The sequence below is a fragment of the Hwanghaeella sp. LZ110 genome (genome assembly GCF_048892525.1).
GTDB lineage: Bacteria > Pseudomonadota > Alphaproteobacteria > UBA8366 > Aestuariispiraceae > Pacificispira.
The window spans coordinates 342,569-359,856 of record NZ_JBLZHT010000004.1; the positions used below are offsets into that span (position 1 = coordinate 342,569).

At 56.5% G+C, this 17,288-nt stretch carries 17 protein-coding genes; 9 read left to right on the forward strand and 8 right to left on the reverse strand.

Annotated features, from left to right (window positions below; all coding sequences use genetic code 11):
• Complete coding sequence (locus ACOSDM_RS10335; protein ID WP_420724432.1) at nucleotides 1-810, forward strand: alpha/beta hydrolase; 810 nt, start codon at nucleotides 1-3, stop codon at nucleotides 808-810.
• On the opposite strand, the gene ACOSDM_RS10340 is transcribed toward ACOSDM_RS10335, so the two are convergent.
• Both ACOSDM_RS10340 and ACOSDM_RS10345 read right to left on the reverse strand, forming a co-directional pair.
• A complete protein-coding gene (locus ACOSDM_RS10340) occupies nucleotides 794-1,795 on the reverse strand; it encodes a hypothetical protein (RefSeq protein ID WP_420724433.1) in 1,002 nt (333 codons plus the stop codon). The two genes, ACOSDM_RS10335 and ACOSDM_RS10340, sit on opposite strands and share 17 nt — an antisense overlap.
• An 82-nt stretch (nucleotides 1,796-1,877) precedes the next feature.
• Nucleotides 1,878-2,756 (reverse strand): SDR family oxidoreductase, encoded by an 879-nt coding sequence (locus ACOSDM_RS10345; RefSeq protein WP_420724434.1) that lies wholly within the window; start codon nucleotides 2,754-2,756, stop codon nucleotides 1,878-1,880.
• Nucleotides 2,757-2,858: 102 nt separating this feature from the next.
• Here ACOSDM_RS10345 and ACOSDM_RS10350 point away from each other — a divergent pair, with 102 nt between their 5' ends.
• A complete protein-coding gene (locus ACOSDM_RS10350; protein ID WP_420724435.1) occupies nucleotides 2,859-3,665 on the forward strand; it encodes a tetratricopeptide repeat protein in 807 nt (268 codons plus the stop codon).
• 40 nt (nucleotides 3,666-3,705) lie between these two features.
• Here ACOSDM_RS10350 and ACOSDM_RS10355 read toward each other — a convergent pair whose 3' ends face one another.
• From ACOSDM_RS10355 to ACOSDM_RS10370, 4 genes are all read right to left on the reverse strand, one after another.
• Entirely contained in the window at nucleotides 3,706-4,230 is a 525-nt protein-coding gene (locus tag ACOSDM_RS10355) for a hypothetical protein (protein WP_420724436.1), read from the reverse strand.
• A 52-nt stretch (nucleotides 4,231-4,282) separates the two neighbouring features.
• Complete coding sequence (locus ACOSDM_RS10360; protein WP_420724437.1) at nucleotides 4,283-5,533, reverse strand: MFS transporter; 1,251 nt, start codon at nucleotides 5,531-5,533, stop codon at nucleotides 4,283-4,285.
• Nucleotides 5,534-5,671: 138 nt separating this feature from the next.
• Entirely contained in the window at nucleotides 5,672-6,553 is an 882-nt protein-coding gene (locus tag ACOSDM_RS10365; protein ID WP_420724438.1) for a bifunctional helix-turn-helix domain-containing protein/methylated-DNA--[protein]-cysteine S-methyltransferase, read from the reverse strand.
• Between the two features lie 90 nt (nucleotides 6,554-6,643).
• On the reverse strand, nucleotides 6,644-7,816 hold the full coding sequence (locus ACOSDM_RS10370; protein WP_420724439.1) for a HupE/UreJ family protein: 1,173 nt from the start codon (nucleotides 7,814-7,816) through the stop codon (nucleotides 6,644-6,646).
• 4 nt (nucleotides 7,817-7,820) lie between these two features.
• Between ACOSDM_RS10370 and ACOSDM_RS10375 the strand changes: the two genes are divergently transcribed.
• The gene (locus tag ACOSDM_RS10375) at nucleotides 7,821-8,630 is read left to right on the forward strand and encodes a DUF4198 domain-containing protein (protein WP_420724440.1); all 810 of its coding nucleotides are present in this window, start codon (nucleotides 7,821-7,823) and stop codon (nucleotides 8,628-8,630) included.
• Between the two features lie 27 nt (nucleotides 8,631-8,657).
• On the opposite strand, the gene ACOSDM_RS10380 is transcribed toward ACOSDM_RS10375, so the two are convergent.
• Nucleotides 8,658-10,256, reverse strand: a complete 1,599-nt coding sequence (locus tag ACOSDM_RS10380; protein ID WP_420724441.1) for a M48 family metalloprotease — start codon at nucleotides 10,254-10,256, stop codon at nucleotides 8,658-8,660.
• Nucleotides 10,257-10,769: 513 nt separating this feature from the next.
• Complete coding sequence (locus tag ACOSDM_RS10385) at nucleotides 10,770-11,231, reverse strand: nucleoside deaminase (protein WP_420724442.1); 462 nt, start codon at nucleotides 11,229-11,231, stop codon at nucleotides 10,770-10,772.
• Nucleotides 11,232-11,347: 116 nt separating this feature from the next.
• Here ACOSDM_RS10385 and ACOSDM_RS10390 point away from each other — a divergent pair, with 116 nt between their 5' ends.
• The 6 genes from ACOSDM_RS10390 to ACOSDM_RS10415 all read left to right on the forward strand — a co-directional run bounded on the left by ACOSDM_RS10390 (nucleotide 11,348) and on the right by ACOSDM_RS10415 (nucleotide 17,265).
• Nucleotides 11,348-12,508, forward strand: a complete 1,161-nt coding sequence (locus ACOSDM_RS10390) for a pseudouridine synthase (protein ID WP_420724443.1) — start codon at nucleotides 11,348-11,350, stop codon at nucleotides 12,506-12,508.
• Nucleotides 12,489-13,046, forward strand: a complete 558-nt coding sequence (gene rsmD / locus ACOSDM_RS10395) for a 16S rRNA (guanine(966)-N(2))-methyltransferase RsmD (RefSeq protein WP_420724444.1) — start codon at nucleotides 12,489-12,491, stop codon at nucleotides 13,044-13,046. The genes ACOSDM_RS10390 and rsmD overlap by 20 nt, the downstream gene beginning before the upstream one ends.
• 2 nt (nucleotides 13,047-13,048) lie before the next feature.
• Complete coding sequence (gene bluB, locus ACOSDM_RS10400; protein ID WP_420724445.1) at nucleotides 13,049-13,681, forward strand: 5,6-dimethylbenzimidazole synthase; 633 nt, start codon at nucleotides 13,049-13,051, stop codon at nucleotides 13,679-13,681.
• 6 nt (nucleotides 13,682-13,687) lie between these two features.
• Nucleotides 13,688-14,125: a YqaA family protein gene (locus ACOSDM_RS10405; RefSeq protein ID WP_420724446.1), complete on the forward strand. Its 438-nt coding sequence runs from the start codon at nucleotides 13,688-13,690 to the stop codon at nucleotides 14,123-14,125.
• An 84-nt stretch (nucleotides 14,126-14,209) separates the two neighbouring features.
• Nucleotides 14,210-16,624: a GcvT family protein gene (locus tag ACOSDM_RS10410; RefSeq protein WP_420724447.1), complete on the forward strand. Its 2,415-nt coding sequence runs from the start codon at nucleotides 14,210-14,212 to the stop codon at nucleotides 16,622-16,624.
• A complete protein-coding gene (locus ACOSDM_RS10415; RefSeq protein ID WP_420724448.1) occupies nucleotides 16,621-17,265 on the forward strand; it encodes a TetR/AcrR family transcriptional regulator in 645 nt (214 codons plus the stop codon). Before ACOSDM_RS10410 ends, ACOSDM_RS10415 begins: the two co-directional genes overlap by 4 nt.
• The last annotated feature ends 23 nt before the right edge of the window (nucleotides 17,266-17,288 follow it).

Below are 17,288 nucleotides of genomic sequence, written 5' to 3' on the forward strand. Positions count from 1 at the left end.
GTGACACATGCCCTAGACTATCTAGAACAGCCAGATTTTGGAAGCACCGGACCCAGAAAAATCGCATACCGGCATATCGCGCACAAAACAAGGCCAGACCTTCAGTCTCAGTCCTCAGACACCCCGGCAGGTATTCTATTCTGTGGCGGATTTCACTCCAATATGGATGGGGGCAAGGCGGAATTTCTGCATGAAAAATGCGCACAAGCAGGCATGGCATTCACCCGATTCGACTATGGCGGCCATGGGTTAAGCGGCGGAGCCTTCGCAGATGGCACGATTGGCGACTGGTATTGCGACGCCAGGCTGATTTTTGATCAGATCTGCACCGGACCGCAAATTGTCGTCGGCTCTTCGATGGGGGCCTGGATGGCGTTAATGCTGGCGCGTGATCGCGCACCGCGCGTCGCCGGTCTGGTGCTGGTCGCTCCTGCCCCTGATTTCCCACGCAAACTGATGCTGCCGCAATTGCCCAAACAGGCAATGGTGGATTTGCAACGGGATGGCGTCTGGTACCGCCCGTCGGAATTTGAAGACGATCCCTATCCGATCACGGCAAAACTGATTGAAGAAAGCAAAGCCCACGAATTGCTGGACGGCCCATCGGTTTGGGTCGATGGGCCCGTCACCATCCTGCATGGTACCAAAGATGAAGTGGTCCCCCTGTCCCATGCCCAGACGGTTGCCAATTGGGTACAGGGTGACCCTGTGACATTGACCACCATCGAAGGCGGCGATCACCGGCTATCGACCGCGCCTGATCTAGACCGTCTTTGGCAGGCTATAGAAACGACTATTGGGTCGTCGTGACAGGACGGTCCACCGTCGCAGGCTCAGGAGACTTTCCAGATACTGCGCGTGTGAAATTCGTAATGCTGCGGACCGTATCAAACCAGAATGGCGTGCCTAATCCTGCCAAAATACCGGTCAAAAAGCAGCCCAGGAAATAATACAAAAACTGATCACAAATCGTACTTTTGAATGAGGCCGCAATCTCTTGAAGGGTTTTCCCATTCCAGCCCATTGGTATCAGCTCCGCCAGTTGAGCTTTCTGTCGTTCCAGTGTTTCCTTGGTGACAAGACTATTTTCGAGACAGGCATCGAATTCAGCCGCAGGTTTGGCACGACAATCGGCGATTATTGCCTTTTGCGCTTCCAGGACTAGGGATTCAGATTGGGAAATAATGGCTGATCGCGCCTGTGGATCGCCAATATAAACGGTGACCAGGGTGAAGGTGTTGATGTTTAGGGCAAGCGCCACCAGCACCCCGGCGAACATAGAGACCTGCGTCGCATAGCGCCGGGTCGTTTCCCGAAATATCGCCCGAACCCCTTCATATTTATTGAAAAAGCTGTCGAAAACCAGTTCCGCCTGATCGCCAATTTCTGCCACAAGTAATTTTCCAAAGGCGCTTCTCTTGATCAGATTGACCAATTCATTTGCTGGAACGGAAACGATGTCCTCGCCGCGAATGTTTTTGATCTGAATTTCGTTCGTCCCATCGCCCCGCGGGACAGCGGGTGACTGGCCCGAGCTGTTCTTAAGCAGGTTCTGTTGAAGTTCCGTCAAGCTGGCAAGCAGCGCAGATGACGTTATTCCAGGGGCAGATTTCTTCAGCTTTTCGCATTCACGCTGAAAGACATTCAACAACTCGTTTTCCGCGAAATGTCGAACCGCCTGCGCCATGACACGCTTCTTTCGCGGTTTTATGACGAAAATAATCAGGTTATTCACAAAAATCGCGATGGCCAGCATCGACAAGGCAAAGGCCAGAGCCGCATCAATATAGGGCATCGGTTCTCTCCGCGACGATTTACAATCGCATAACATTACATGATATACGTGCAAAATAATATAATTTTTACCGGAGACTGTTTTAGGACGACAGCATCGCCGTCAATGCGTCGCGATAGTTTGGCCAGCGCAGGGTGACGCCCAGTTCTTCCTTGATGCGTTTATTGCTGACCCGTTTGTTGTCGCGATAGAAGCTTTTCGCCATGGGAGACAGATCCGCCTCCTCAAACGGGATTTCCGGCGGCGGCGTGACGCCCAGCAAGTCACAGGCATAGGTGATCACGTCTTGCGGTGGGGCCGCCTCATCGTCACAGCAATTATAGGCCGCCCCTGGATTGGGCCGCGCCGCAGAGGCCAGCAGGATATTGGTGATATCGTCTATATGGATACGGCTGAAGACCTGCCCGGGTTTCACGACCCGCCGCGCACGGCCTTGGCGCACCGTATCCAGGGCGCTGCGTCCCGGTCCATAAATGCCAGCTAACCGGAAACTGTGCACCGGACCGGCCGGTGCCAGCGCGAACCAGGCGGCTTCGGCATCAACGCGACGTTGCCCGCGCGTCCCGGACGGGGCCATGGGGGCCGTTTCATCCACCCAGTCCCCATCACAATCCCCGTAAACACCGGTCGTCGACAGATACCCGATCCAATCAAAGGGCGCCGCCTTCAGAATATCCTGGGCATGCAGGTCCACGACCGGATCGCCCTGATCATCGGGTGGGACGGAAGACAGCAGATGACTCGCCTGATCCAGTGCTGCCCGACCGGCATTATCCAGCGGATGATCCCGATCAAACACATGCGCGTCAATCCCTTGTGCGATCAGGGCCGCCTGCTTTTCAGCACTGCGGCAGGTTGCGCTGATCCGCGTGCCGGATTCCCTGAGCACTGCTGCGAATGCATTGGCGCTGTAGCCCAATCCGAAGACAAACAAATGAGGAATAGCAACAGGGTCAGACATAACAGGCGCTCCACAGGATCGAAATGACGCAGTACAGAATTTTTCTTCAACGGGCCTTTGGAAGGTCTTGCCTTCCCCGACGGCTGGCCCGACCTTAGGCAAATGAAGACATCGCATCAATACAGTCTGCGTTCCCTGCTGCTGCGCGCAACACCGCTGGCATTGTGCCTAGTATGGGCTACGCCAAGCCTGGCCCAGGGGATTGTCACAGAAAAGCAGCAGGACTATCGGGCCTGTATGCAACTGACCCGCATCGATCCCAGCGCGGCCTTTGAGCGGGCGCTGAGCATGCTGGATCTGGGCGGCGGCATTCCCGCGCGTCACTGCGCCGCCGCTGCGCTAATGATGCTTGGTAGCTATGCAGAGGCGGCCCAGCGTTTCGAAGAAATCGCCCGGATGATGCCAGATGATGCCTCTGCCGATACGGTGGCCAGCATTCTTGCCCATGCCGGCATTGCCTGGATGGAGGCGGAGGATCTGGACCGCGCCTATGCAGCGCAAAGCGCCGCCCTGGAACTGAACCCGGAGTCAGCCCCCATTCTGATAGATCGCGCCATGGTTTTGGCGGAGCGAAAGAATTATTGGGACGCCATTGACGACCTGAATCATGCGATTGAAATCAACCCGGATGATCCCGTCGCCTATGTTTATCGGGCCAGCGCCTATCGCTTTGTGGAAGCCAATGATCTGGCAATGGACGACGCCAACCGCGCACTAACCCGCGACCCGGACAACGCAGAAGCCTTGCTGGAACGGGGCATTCTGTATCGATTGGCCGGAAATCTGGATGCGGCGCGGCAGGATTGGGTTCATCTGATTGAAAAGCATGACGGTCGCCCGGCGGCTGAAGATGCAAGGCGTAATCTGGAGCTTCTGGATGTCAAAGAACCGCCGGCCCCTGCCCAATAGGCTCCCATCAGATCGTTAAAGCTGGTTTACAATAGGCGTCTTAATTTACCACGCGGGGCTTTGCGGGTCCGGCAACACTGACACCGGTTGATTTCGTCAGATGGGCCCCCAGCGCCCATTGCGCCTTTTCCGCTGTCTGACTGAGCATATGAACCACCGCATGGAGTTCCTTTTCCCCCAAATTCAACCGCACCCCATCCGGGCCGTTTCCTGTCAGGGTCAGTTGAACACCGCCGGTTTTCAAGGCAGCAACGTTTAGTTTCTTAACCAGCATGGGGCCATCCGCTGGAAACGGAACCAGGCCCTCTTCCTCATAGGGTTGATTGAAATTGGCCGTGCTCATCGCGGATTCACGGCGGAATTCGTTGACCGCCTGTCGCTGTTCCGTTGGCTGCGCTTCCGTCCCGGTCAGATGATCGAATATCTTGCCGATGGAGGCGAGGAATTGCAGCGTCATCCGCCGCGTCATCCACATGCGCGCATCCTTATCCTGCAGGCGCGCCCGCATCAGGATGCGGTCTTCCTCTACTTGATAGCTGCACGATATCTGTACGTTTTTTGCCATGAGGAGAACTTAGCGCAGTCGGGATTTCCTGTCACCTGTGACGAAAGCAGGTCTATTTCCCCAATTCTGTAAATACCTCTTCTTCATCATCGGTCTCCAGCGCATAAACAGATTGCGATGATTTCGGAACCGGCGCGAAGGGAGTGCGCGTTTCCGCCGCAGCAACGCGATGTTTGGTGATGCGATACAGCGAAAACAGGGCCAGGCTGGCAAATATGATCGCCACCATGACAAACAGGCTGCCCGCCCCAAAACCATCCATCAGCGGCCCCAGCGCAACAGGACCCAAGGCGGCGCCAACGCCATAGATCAATAACAGCCCACTGGACACTTCCACCATTTCCTCATTGGGCGCGAAATCGTTGGAATGGGCGATGCACAGGGCATAGATTGGCGTCATTACCCCGCCATGGACAAGCGCCAGAGCAAATCCCATCCAAGGAACCGGCGGATACCAGAATGCCAGGGCCAACCCGGTTCCAATGGTCGCGGTCGCGCAAAGCCCAATCACGATACGCCGGTCGATGCGGTCTGACAGCCACCCCAAGGGCCATTGCAAAATGGTCCCCCCCACCATGAACGCCCCCATGAAAAGGGCAATTTCCGACACCGGCAATCCACGGGTTTGCGCAAAGACGGGACCGAATGTCCAGAATGCCCCATCCGCGACCCCAACCAGCACACATCCCACAAAGCCGGTGGGAGACAGGTTATACAGGCGCGCAAAGCGCAGTTTGGCTGTTGGAATCTGATCAGGTTCCCGAACAGGGGCCAAAGAAACCGGCACCAGTGAAATCGCCACCAGGATCGCAACCAGGGAGAACAGCACATAGGACCGGGTATCGGACAGCGCCACCATCTGCTGACCACCGATTGTCGCCAGATTTCCGATAATAATGTACAGCGACAAGACGGTGCCGCGAATACGGTTAGTGGCCTGTTCGTTCAGCCAGCTCTCAATCACCATGTAGACGACAGCCAGACAAATGCCACTAATGCCGCGCAGGATCGTCCAGGTCCACGGATCAACGACCATAGGAAAAATCAGTGTCAAGGCGGCCACAAGGGCGGCAAATCCGGCAAATGCGCGGGTATGCCCGACCGCCTGAACGACTTTTGGGCCGACGATACAGCCAATTACAAAGCCAACGAAATACGCCGATCCCATCAACCCGATGGCAGAACTGCCGAACCCTTCCATCTGGGCACGGATCGGCACCAGGGTGACCATAAGGCCATAACCCAGAAACACGATTGCGGATCCCAGCAGGATTGTCCCAATGGATCGATATTGCGAATTCATAGCGCCCCGCACCAAAGGTAAGAGCATCATGCGCTCACATGAGCACAGACATCGCTCCATGAGGCGCAGACTAGACCGAGCGAAGCAGAAAGACGATCACAAAGACGGCATAAATCACAACAACGGAGTCAAGAGCGATTACCCCGCCAGATCCAGCCGCAACCCCTGACCCGAACGTTCAAAACCCATCATTGCCACCTTGCGCGGCAGCCCCCATCGATAGCCCCCCAGCATGCCCGAACTGCGCACCACACGATGACAAGGGATCAGCCAACTTATCGGATTGGCACCCACTGCCGTGCCAATGGCGCGCGATGCGCCTTTCGGCAATCCTATAAACTCTGCCAGACTGCCATAGGTCGTGTAATCGCCAGGCTGGATGCGCATCAAAGCTTCCCAGACCTTCACCTGGAATTCCGTTCCTTTCAACAATAACCGGATACCTTCATCGTGAGGGCGCTGTCCCGGCTCCGCAAAAATACGATCCATATAGGTCTTGGTGAAAACAGGGTCTTCAACCAACCGGGCCTGTGGCCAACGGGACGCCATATCGTCAAAACAACCCTGATGCCCGCGGGAATCAAGAAAGGCGAGACCACATAATCCCCGTTCCGTCGCCAAAACCAAAGTGGGACCAAAGATACCCTCATGCCAGGCCCAGCGAATGGTCAACCCTTCGGCCGCGCGCTTATACTCACCGGGCGTCATCGCCTCAAAAGTCACAAACAGATCGTGCAATCGGCCAGGACCAGACAGGCCCGCATCAAAGCTGGCATTCAACAGATCGGCCTGACCATCCAGCGCCTGTTTGGCCTGTTCCAAACTGACCACACTGAGAAATTTCTTGGGGCTGAGACCGACCCAACGCTGAAACACGCGCTGAAAATGAAACTCGCTCATCTCACATTCCTGTGCCAGGTCGGCAAGACTTGGACGATGCTGACCCCACGTATCGGCGATATGGGCCAGGGCCTTTCCGATGCGGATGTAGTCCCGCTGTTGTTCCAGATCATCGCTCATCTTCATTCCTCACCGGATTCTTCATTTGTTGGGGTGTTGATGCCTGTGTTCTAACGTTTTGAGTTTCATCGCCCCACCCGCTTCTTGCGATTATGTGAAGAAAATCCGCTCCACTGTCCACCAACTCGCAACCGCCCCGATCGCCAAAGAGGCGGGAATGGTGACCACCTGACGATACCAAGGATACCGCATGACGCCATAGACCGCGACAAAACAAGCCGCAACGATACTCAACTGGCCTGCCTCGACACCCAGATTAAAGGCGATCAGACCGGTGATAAAATCACCCTCCCCCAGGCCAATTTCCTTCAATACCCCCGCAAAGCCCAATCCATGCAACAGCCCGAAACAGAATACGATGACGGGACGCCAAGGATGCAGGCGGCTGGTCATCAGATTTTCGATGCAGACAAAGACAATACTGGCGGCGATCAGGGGTTCGACAATCTTGGGCGACAGGGTCAATATGCCCAGCATGCCCAATGCCAGTGTGACCGAATGGGCGACCGTAAAGGCCGTAATCTGCCACAACAGCGGTCGCACTGTGGGGCTGAGCAGGAACAGGCCTACGACAAAAAGGATATGGTCCAGTCCCTTAGGCAGGATATGGGTATACCCAACCGCGAAAAAATCCCAGGCGGCCCGCCAGAATGTGCGCACCGGCGGGCCTTCTACCGGAATGACTGCGCTTTCCTGACCATTCTGCAGCCAGGCCGCATAGATATCTTTGGAGTCGGATGGCGCGCGAATAACACTGGACCCGAAATCAGCACTCCACTGCCAGGTCATGCCTGTGGCCCCGGCCGGAATTTTACCAGACAGGACGATGATGCTTTCGCGAGGAAGGTCCATATCCCCAACAGGGGGAATATTCAGGAACACTGTTTCGGGCCGGGTCACAACACCGTCAAACCGTAACACCGCGTTGCCAAGGAAGCGTTCCTTGAAGGGTTGAAAGGCCGCTTCCAAGGCTTCAGGCGCCAGGGTTCTTAAATGATCGTACTGATCTGCCTGGGGCGCATCATTTGTATTGCTGTGGGCGCTACTGACGCCGGCGATCAATACTTCCAGATTGGTGATGACAACGACGCGATATGTACCATCCTGATCCAGCGTCACCGTCGCCAGGCTGGGCTTTATCTCATGGGCATGCGCGGACAGAGGGCAGAGCAGACATAACAGAACGAACAGCACCGCATTGCCTTTCCCCCAGGCACCTATCAAGTTGCCTGTTAAGCGAAACAATGTGCGTTGTGAGGACATAATAGTGCCTATCCGTTGGAACCCCAGAATTCTGCTGTCGATCCTAAGCGCAGTGTTGCTTCTGGCAAGCCCCGCCCATAGCCATGAATTCTGGATCGAAGCCGACGCCTATCGCGTCGACCCAGATCAGGCAATCATCGGGCACACCAAAACCGGCACGAATTTCAAGGGCATTCGGGATTACTACCTGCCCCATCTGTTCGACAGGTTTGAAATGATTGATGCGGATGGCATGCGCCCTGTACAGGGCCTGCCGGGTGACATTCCACCGCTGAACATGACGCCCCGTCGGGTCGGTCTGCATCGCGTGATCTATCAATCCAAAACCAAGACGGTTCATTTCGAAGAATGGCAGAAATTTGCCGACTATCTGATCGATATGGGTCTGAATCCCCCCTTGTCCCGTCATCAGGAAATGGGATTCGCGCCGAATGATGTGACCGAATCCTATATTCGGTGCGCAAAGGCCCTGATCGCTGTGGGGGACGGGGTGGGCCAGGATGCACCCAGCGGCATGCCCTTCGAACTGGTCGCCCTGACAAACCCCTATACGACCCCCGAAGAACAAGGCATCAGGGTGCGATTGCTGTGGAACGGGGACCCTGCGCCCAACACGCAGATCACAATGTTCTATGGTCAGAATGAGACACTGCAAATCGTTAAGGTTCACACGGATTCAACGGGACAGGTCCAACTGCCCTATCTGGGGACGGGTCGCTATCTGGCGAATGCCGTACATTTCATGGAAGCGCCTGCGTCTTATGAAACACCCTGGCTGAGCCATTGGGCATCCCTGACCTATGCCCATCCTTGACCAGACCAGCCTCAACAGACATACGTCTTAAGAGATTTGCGGCCCTCCGATTACCACCTTGGCCTTGCCGGATTTCGGCAGGGGCGTGGTTGCCTTCAAATCATTCATCACCCGGAAATATGCCTGACTGTAGGTTCCCTCTGGATAGCCACTGGCAAGCGATGCGATCGTATCCTGGGGGGTGATGGGTACAACAATCATGCGATAGGGATCAATCCGCGCGGCCTCCTGCGCTGACAGGAAGCGGAAGGAATAGGTCGTCTCTCGAAAGACTGTATTCAGAGACGCCGTGACAGATGGGTCCGATATAAACCGGAATCGGTAAATCTGGTTGCCGTCGCCCTGAATGGCGATGATGCGATAATCCTGTCCCTGCAGGCGCAGGGCCCCCGTGGCGGCTGGATTTCCGTTAATGTCGATGCGGGCCAAGTCCCCGATATTGGCCCCCTTGCCCCATTCCTGGGTCAGGTAGCTGTAGACATCCCCAGTCTTACGTTTGGCCCCATCGAATACAATTGCGGCCTTCACATTCGGTTTTTCTGCGATAACGGCGTCGGGTGTGTTGGTAATGTTAAACCCATCGGGCACCCGGAACCGAACTCTGAGCGTCGGGTGCAGGAATTCAGTCCCACGCACCAATCCCTGTTCCGGGTCGTCGCCATACAATATGCCATTGACCTGATCCAAATAAGCATCGCGGTTGGCGACCTGTCCGGGTTGGGCATATTGGCCGGCCAGTGCTTCCGCTTTCTGCACGCGCTCAATCGTTCGGGGATGGGTCGCATTGATATTTGATTCATCGACCGTGCTGGCTGGAAGGCCCTTCTGTTCCGCCTGAACAATTGAATGGTCGCGCAAGGTATCCAGGAACCCGACCATTGCCTCAGGATCATAGCCGCTTGCTGACATATAGCGGATGCCCAAGGAATCCGCTTCCAGCTCTTGTTCTCGCGAGAAGCTCTTCAGGACTGAATTTGCGACCTGCCCACCGACATCGCCGATGGCGCTTTGGCCCGTCAGCAAGACAGCGCCCAGCAACAGACCCTGTGCAAGTTGCGATTGCGCGATGCGTTGGGCGGTATGGCGCGCATTCACATGGCCGATTTCATGCGCCATGACGCCTGCCAGTTCCGCCTCGCTAGACGCCAGGGCCACCAGACCTCTTGAGACATAGCAATACCCGCCGGGAAGAGCGAAGGCATTGATAATCCATGAATTTACGATGGTAAACCGATAGGTGAATTCCTGATATTCAGCATGCTGAGCCAGGCGTTCCCCGAGATTCTGAACATAGGCATTCAAGGGCGGGTCGATATATTCACCGCCAAAGGATTTCACCAGCTCTGGATGCTGTTGCGCGCCAATCTTCTCATCATCTTCCAGCGAACTGAACCCGGTCAATGTGCTCTGCCCGGTCGCGCGATTGGTCGAACACCCCGCCAATCCAGCCGCTGCCGCGCCTGACAATCCCAGCCGTAAAACCCCACGGCGCGTGGCCGCCAACCCGGACTCCGCCTTGGCTGAAGAATGATGTGCGCATCCAAAGCCACACATCCCCCCTGCGACGGCACCATGCGATCTGAATCGATGCCCATCAATCCGACTTGTTTGATTGAATGTTTTCACCAGCGCGCTCCCTAATCAGCCATCCATCACCCAGGTCACCCTAGAGCATCATATAGGGATTGAGATGAAAATCCCCCAATGAAGAAAATGCGCCGGGTAAGATTTTGCAATTTCAAAAATAATTCGCAATTTGCAACGCATTTCGAGAACAACAAAAGCGACCGCTTCTCATTACCAGTCAGAACACATTTTCGTGATCACAACACATCTTTTTTATAGTTATTTATCAATTGTTTAGGCCGTTCTTCAAAAACCCTGATCACGGTAGCGAGAGTGGCACGCATCTTGGAATAACTTTGGTAACTTAACGTGGGTCAGTCACCTGATCGCAAATCAAGCCCCGTTAGGTTCTTTGCTTGGTTTCGACCAATCAAATGGAATTACCAGGTCCCCTGCCGACCCTCCCCACCCTCAGGCAGGGGACTTGGTTTTTCATCGCCAGTCACCGCAAATCCCGAACACGCAGACCCCGAACACGCAGACCCCGAACACGCAAACCCCGGGGCAGTCGCATTAGCGTTTTGCGGCAAAGAATGTCCGCAATAAAGTGGCCGCACGGGATTCCTGCACGCCCCCGACAATCTCACACTGATGATGACAGGTTTCCCGCTGAAATATGCGCGCGCCATGTTCGATTCCACCGCCCTTGGGATCATAGGCCCCAAAGATAATGCGCCGCAGCCGCGCATGGGCAGCCGCCGTCGCACACATCGCACAAGGTTCCAGCGTCACATACAAATCACAATCCGGCAGCCGGGCGTCCCCCCGGACCTGACAGGCCGCCCGTATCGCCAGAATTTCCGCATGACCTGACGGGTCCTTATCCATCTCAACCCGATTGCCCGCGCGGGCCAGAATGCGGCCTGACTGCGCCTCGACCACAACGGCCCCGACTGGCACCTCGCCCCGGGCGGCGGCGGCCTCTGCCTCTTCAAAGGCAAGAGACATTGGATCGTCTTGGACTTCCGGGGTCATTTTGTGCATCCTATCTGAAGGCCAGCAAACGGCGCGGCTTGCCGCAACCCGCTGTGGGGGGTATGGCTGGGCCACAATCCTGATTAGTCTGTAACACGGGCAGCAAGCGCAACGCTATGAGCGATCCACACAATCCCCTTGAAAATGAAATGCCCGATCTCACCGCAGATCAGGTGGGTGGCGAAACCCAGCGTCTGGCCAAACGAATTGCCCGGGCCGGCTTGTGTTCCAGGCGAGACGCAGAGCGCTGGATCGAAGACGGGCGCGTCTCCGTCAATGGCACGCAAATAGACAGCCCTGCGCTGAATGTCGGGCCTGACGACATCGTGGTCGTCGATGGAAAACCCCTGCCCGAAGCTCAGGCTGCGCGCCTGTGGCGCTATAACAAGCCGCCCGGCCTGGTCGTCACCGCCAAGGATGAGAAAGGCCGCGCCAATATCTTTGAACGGCTGCCCCCGGAAATGCCACGCGTCGTCAGCATCGGACGGCTGGATTTGAATTCAGAAGGCCTGCTGCTGTTGACCAATGATGGCGACCTCGCACGTCGGCTGGAATTGCCCGCGACAGGGTGGATCCGGCGCTATCGTGTGCGGGTCCACGGTTATGTCAGTCAGGAAAAGCTGGACACTGTGGCCAATGGCGTCACAGTCGAAGGCATCCGCTATGGCGAAATCCGGGCGGAATTGGAAAGCCAGAAAGGTGCTAATGCCTGGGTTTCCGTATCCTTGACCGAAGGCAAGAACCGCGAAATCCGCAAGGTCATGGAATATCTGGATTACCCGGTCAATCGTCTGATCCGCGTCGCTTATGGTCCCTTCCAGTTAAGCACCCTGGCGCGCGGCGGCGTGGAAGAAGTCTCTGCCAAGATGCTGCGCGATACCGTCGGTGGCGAAAGCCGCAAGGGCCAGGCCAAATGGGCAAAGGCCAAAGCCAAACCAAAGCCGCATAAGAAACCGCTGCACAAATCCCGAAATCGTCGCGCGGAGATTCCAGCGGATACTGATGCGAAAGCCGTGGCTGATACGCCAAAGCCATCAAACAAGGCCGTCAGACCGGCCAAACCGACAGGCACCCGCATTACCCGATACGCCAAACCAGAAGGGAATGCGAAACAAGGCCCAAATCGCGGCGCCAGCCCAAAACCGTCTGGCATCAAACCAGCAGCCACAAAATCAATAGATCAAAGACATTCTGCAGATACTGTCGGTGAGGGAAAGAAACCTGGTGCCCGCATAGGCCCGAAACGAGGGAAGCCGAATGCGGATCGTCGCCGGTAGCCGCCGTGGATTGAACCTGAATGCACCAGAAGGCACAACAACCCGTCCCACATCGGAACGGGCGCGGGAATCCTTGTTCAACATCCTTGCCACACCCAAACACGCCAAAAAGTGGCACGATCGTCCCGTGGCTGATTTCTTTGCGGGGACCGGGGCTTTGGGCCTGGAAGCGTTAAGCCGCGGGGCGCGCCACTGCAGTTTCCTGGAAAACGATCCGGCAGCGTCAAAAGTTCTAAGCGCCAACATCAATAAGGCCCGCTTCCGCGACATCACCACCATCCTGAACAAGGACGCCACCAAGCCCCCCACGGCCAAGGTGCCTTGTGGCCTGATCTTCTTCGACCCGCCCTATCGAGATCTGGTGGCAGAAAACAGTCTGGTCGCCGCCCAACGGCACGGTTGGCTGGCCAAGGACGGATTGGCCGTGTTGCAACTGCATCCCAAGGCCCCATTTGAGTGTCCGCCCGGGTTTGATGTCATTGATGACCGTCGCTATGGCGCGACACGGTTTCTCTTTCTGGAACCTGCACAGGGATGACCATGCCGAGTTTCGACGCCGAGTTTCGCACAAAACTGCAGGAACTTTTCACCTGGCGGCGGGATGTGCGGCATTTCAAAACCGACCCGCTGCCTCCCGATGCGCTGGATAGATTACTGGCGATTGCCGACCAAGCCCCCTCTGTCGGACTCAGCCAGCCCTGGCGGTTCGTGTTGGTTGAAAAAGACGCGCCCCGTGCGGCGATCCGGTCTTCATTTGAGGTCCATAACAAGGCGGCGCTGGACGGGCTGGATGGGGACCGCGCGGAACTTTATGCGACATTAAAGCTGGCCGGACTGGATCAGGCGCCAGTCCATCTGGCAGTTTTCTGCGATCCCGATCCAGATCAGGGCGGCGGCCTGGGCCGACAGACCATGCCGGAAACACTGGATTTCTCAGCCGTCGGTGCGATCCAAACTTTATGGCTGGCAGCACGGGCGGAAGGGATCGGATTGGGGTGGCTGTCGATCCTGAATCCCGATGACGTATCAAACGCCCTGGATGTCCCAATAGACTGGCGCTTTATCGCCTATCTGTGCATCGGTTATCCGCAGCAGGAAACCGACACGCCGGAATTGGAACGGGCGGGCTGGGAGCACCGCTCGCCCCTGTCACAGCGCATTTTTCGTCGCTGACCGCGCATGTCGGACCTTGTCGCCTATTCCGGTCTGTTCCTGTCGGCGCTGATCGCCGCAACCATCCTTCCCATGCAATCCGAAGCCGTGCTGACCGCCTTGCTGGTGGCAGGCAATCAATCGGCATTCCTGCTGTTGGCCGTCGCCAGTGTCGGAAATGTGCTGGGGGCCGTGATCAATTGGGCGATCGGGCGCAGCCTGGACAAATTGCGCGGGCGATTCTGGACCAAACAGGACCCCAAAGCCCTGATCCGCGCCACGGAATGGTACCATCGCTGGGGCAAGTGGTCGCTGCTGCTCAGCTGGGCCCCCTTTATCGGCGACCCGTTGACGGCGGTCGCAGGCGTCCTGCGAGAACCCATCCTGCCCTTTCTGATCATCGTAACGATCGCAAAGACGGGACGCTATATCGCGCTGTATCTGTTGCTTCTGGGCCTGATCTGACACTCTGTACAGTTATGTCTAGACTCTGAAAAAGAAGCTGCTAAGGTTTTTTGAAACAATCTTTGGCACAAAGGGAGTCGTCAGATGAAATCGCAGTATCGGGTCGTGGTCATTGGCGGGGGCGTCGTTGGGGCGTCGGTTCTGTATCATCTGGCGAAATTCGGCTGGACCGATGTGGCGCTGGTCGAACGCTCAATCCTGACGGCAGGATCCTCCTGGCACGCAGCGGGGGGCATTCACGCGCTGAACGCCGATCCGAACATGGCGGCCTTGCAGGCCTATACCATCGACCTGCTGGCAGAGATTGAAAAGGAAAGCGGTCAGGATATCGGGCTGCATATGACAGGCGGTATCACCGTCGCCTCCGCCCCCGCGCGCTGGGAATGGCTGCAATCGGCCTATCGCATTTTCCAGACCATTGGCATCGAAGATTGCCACCTGATGACCCCTGAAGAGATCAAGGCCCGTTGCCCCATCATGGATGTGACAGGGGTCATCGGGGGCCTATGGGCGGACCGGGAAGGTTACATCGACACGACCGGCACAGTGCATGCCTATGCCAAGGCGGCAAAGATGCGCGGGGCGGAAGTGATCGAAAACAATAAGGTCGAGGAATTGATCCAGCGCCCCGATGGCAGTTGGGATGTTGTGACCCAGAAGGGCACAATCCATGCCGAGCATGTTGTGAATGCCGGTGGCCTGTGGGCCAAACAGGTGGGCCGGATGGTTGGCCTGGACCTGCCCCTGTCCCCGTTGGAACATCACTATCTGGTCACCGATTCCGTCCCGGAAATTGAAGCCCTGGATTTCGAAGTTCCCATGACCGTTGACCTGGAAGGCTTCACCTATCTGCGCCAGGATCAGAAGGGGGTGCTGTTGGGAATCTACGAAGTTGAACACAAACATTGGAACATGGACGGCGCACCCTGGGACTATGGGTTCGAGCTGATCCAGGAAGACTTCGACCGGATTGAAAACGAACTGACGCTGGGATTCAAACGTTATCCATGCCTTCAAGAAGTCGGTGTAAAACGTTGGGTTAATGGTGCTTTTACATTTTCTCCAGACGGAAACCCACTCGTAGGCCCCGTCCCCGGCAAGCGGAATTACTGGCTGGCCTGTGGTGTCATGGCAGGCTTCCTGCAGGGCGGCGGTGTTGGCAAATCACTGGCCGAATGGATGATCCATGGAGAGCCTGAGGCCGATGCCTGGCCGATGGATATTGCACGCTATGGGGCCTTTGCGTCGAACCGCGAATACATCAAACAGACGACCGGGCAGTTCTATTCCCGCCGCTTCGTCATGACCTATCCCAATGAACAATTGCCAGCAGGTCGTCCGCTGAAGAAGGCCCCTGCCTATGACGCCATGACTGCCGCCGGGGCGAAATGGGGATGCAGCTGGGGGTTGGAAGTCCCCTTGATGTTTGGCCCACCAGGATTTGAAGAAACACCGACCCTGAAACGCTCAAACGCCTTCGATGTGGTTACCGAAGAATGCAAGGCTGTGCGGGAAACAGTGGGGCTGTTGGATATATCCGGCTTCTCCCGTTTTGAGGTGTCCGGCCCTGAGGCTGAGACCTGGTTGAACACCATCATGGCAAGCCGCCTGCCCAAACCGGGCCGCGCCAAGCTGGCCCCGATGCTGTCCCCGGAAGGCCGCCTGAAAGGCGACCTGACCGTCTTTAATTGGGGAGATGGGACCTGGTGGATCATGGGGTCCTATTATCTGCGGGCCTGGCATATGCGCTGGTTCCAGGACCATCGGTCCGGCGACGTTACCGTGCGGGATATTTCCGATGCCATGGTTGGCTTCTCTCTGGCTGGTCCGAACTCCCGCAAAGTACTGGAAGGTCTGACCCATCAGGATATCAGCCATGCTGCCCTGCCCTTTATGGGCTGTATGGAACTGGATATCGGTCTGATCCGGGCCAAGGTCGCACGCCTGTCCGTTTGCGGCGAATTAGGGTACGAGATCAATGTCCCCGCCGTTGAACATATTGCGCTCCGCGAGATGCTGCTGAAGGCTGGTGCTGATCATGGCATGCGGGAATATGGCTTCTATGCGATGAATTCATTGCGCCTGGAAAAGAGTTTTGGCATCTGGTCGCGCGAATTCACCCAGGGCTATACACCAGGCCAGACCGGCATGGATCGTTGGATCGACTGGCAGAAGCCGGACTTCATCGGACGCAAGGCCGCACTGGCGGAGCGGGATGCAGGCGGGGCGGCGACCTGTCTGGTAACGCTTGCCATCGACAGCCCGGATGCAGAGGTCAGCGGATATGAACCAGTCTGGCAGGATGGTGTTCGGGTTGGCTTTATTACATCGGGCGGCTATGGGCATACCATCGGGACCAGCCTTGCAATGGCCCTGGTTGAGCGCCCCTTCACACAGCCGGGCACAGAATTAACCGTCCATGTCGTCGGGGTAGAGCGTAAGGCAAAGGTGATTGCGCCGTCCCCTTATGATCCAGACGGCGCGCGGATGCGGCTGTGAGCCCGGAAGGACAAGCGCCCGCCGCCCATACAAAGGCAACGCGGCAGGATTGGATCGACCTGGCCCTGAAGACGCTGATTTCCGATGGCGTTGAACAGGTCAAAATCCTGCCGTTGAGCCAATCCCTGAAGGTGTCCCGCTCCAGCTTCTATTGGTATTTTCAAAGCCGGGAAGATCTTCTGGCGGCACTGCTGGAGATTTGGGCGGGCACCAACACCCCCGCCATTGTATCGCGCGCACAACGGCCCTGCCCCAACATAACAGACGCTGTTCTGGCAGTTTTTGAGTGCTTTTTGGATTCCACTTTGTTTGATCCAAAACTGGATTTTGCGGTCCGGGAATGGTCCAGGCGAGATCCTGAAATCCGCCGCATTGTCGATCAATCCGACGATACCCGCATGCAGGCCCTGACGAAGATGTTTGCGCGCCATGGCTTTGCGCCCAATGAATCCTTCATTCGCGCCCGCATCCTGTACTATATGCAGATCGGCTATTACGCGCTGGATATTGCCGAAACGCTGGACGAACGATTAGCCCACAGCCGCGACTACCTTATCGGCTTTACCGGCGAAATTCCCAGTCAGGAAACCCTGGACAGATTTATTTCCTTTGCAAAATCTAATACCCACCCCACCTCGTAAAGACTTTCGAGGAGGAGATAATT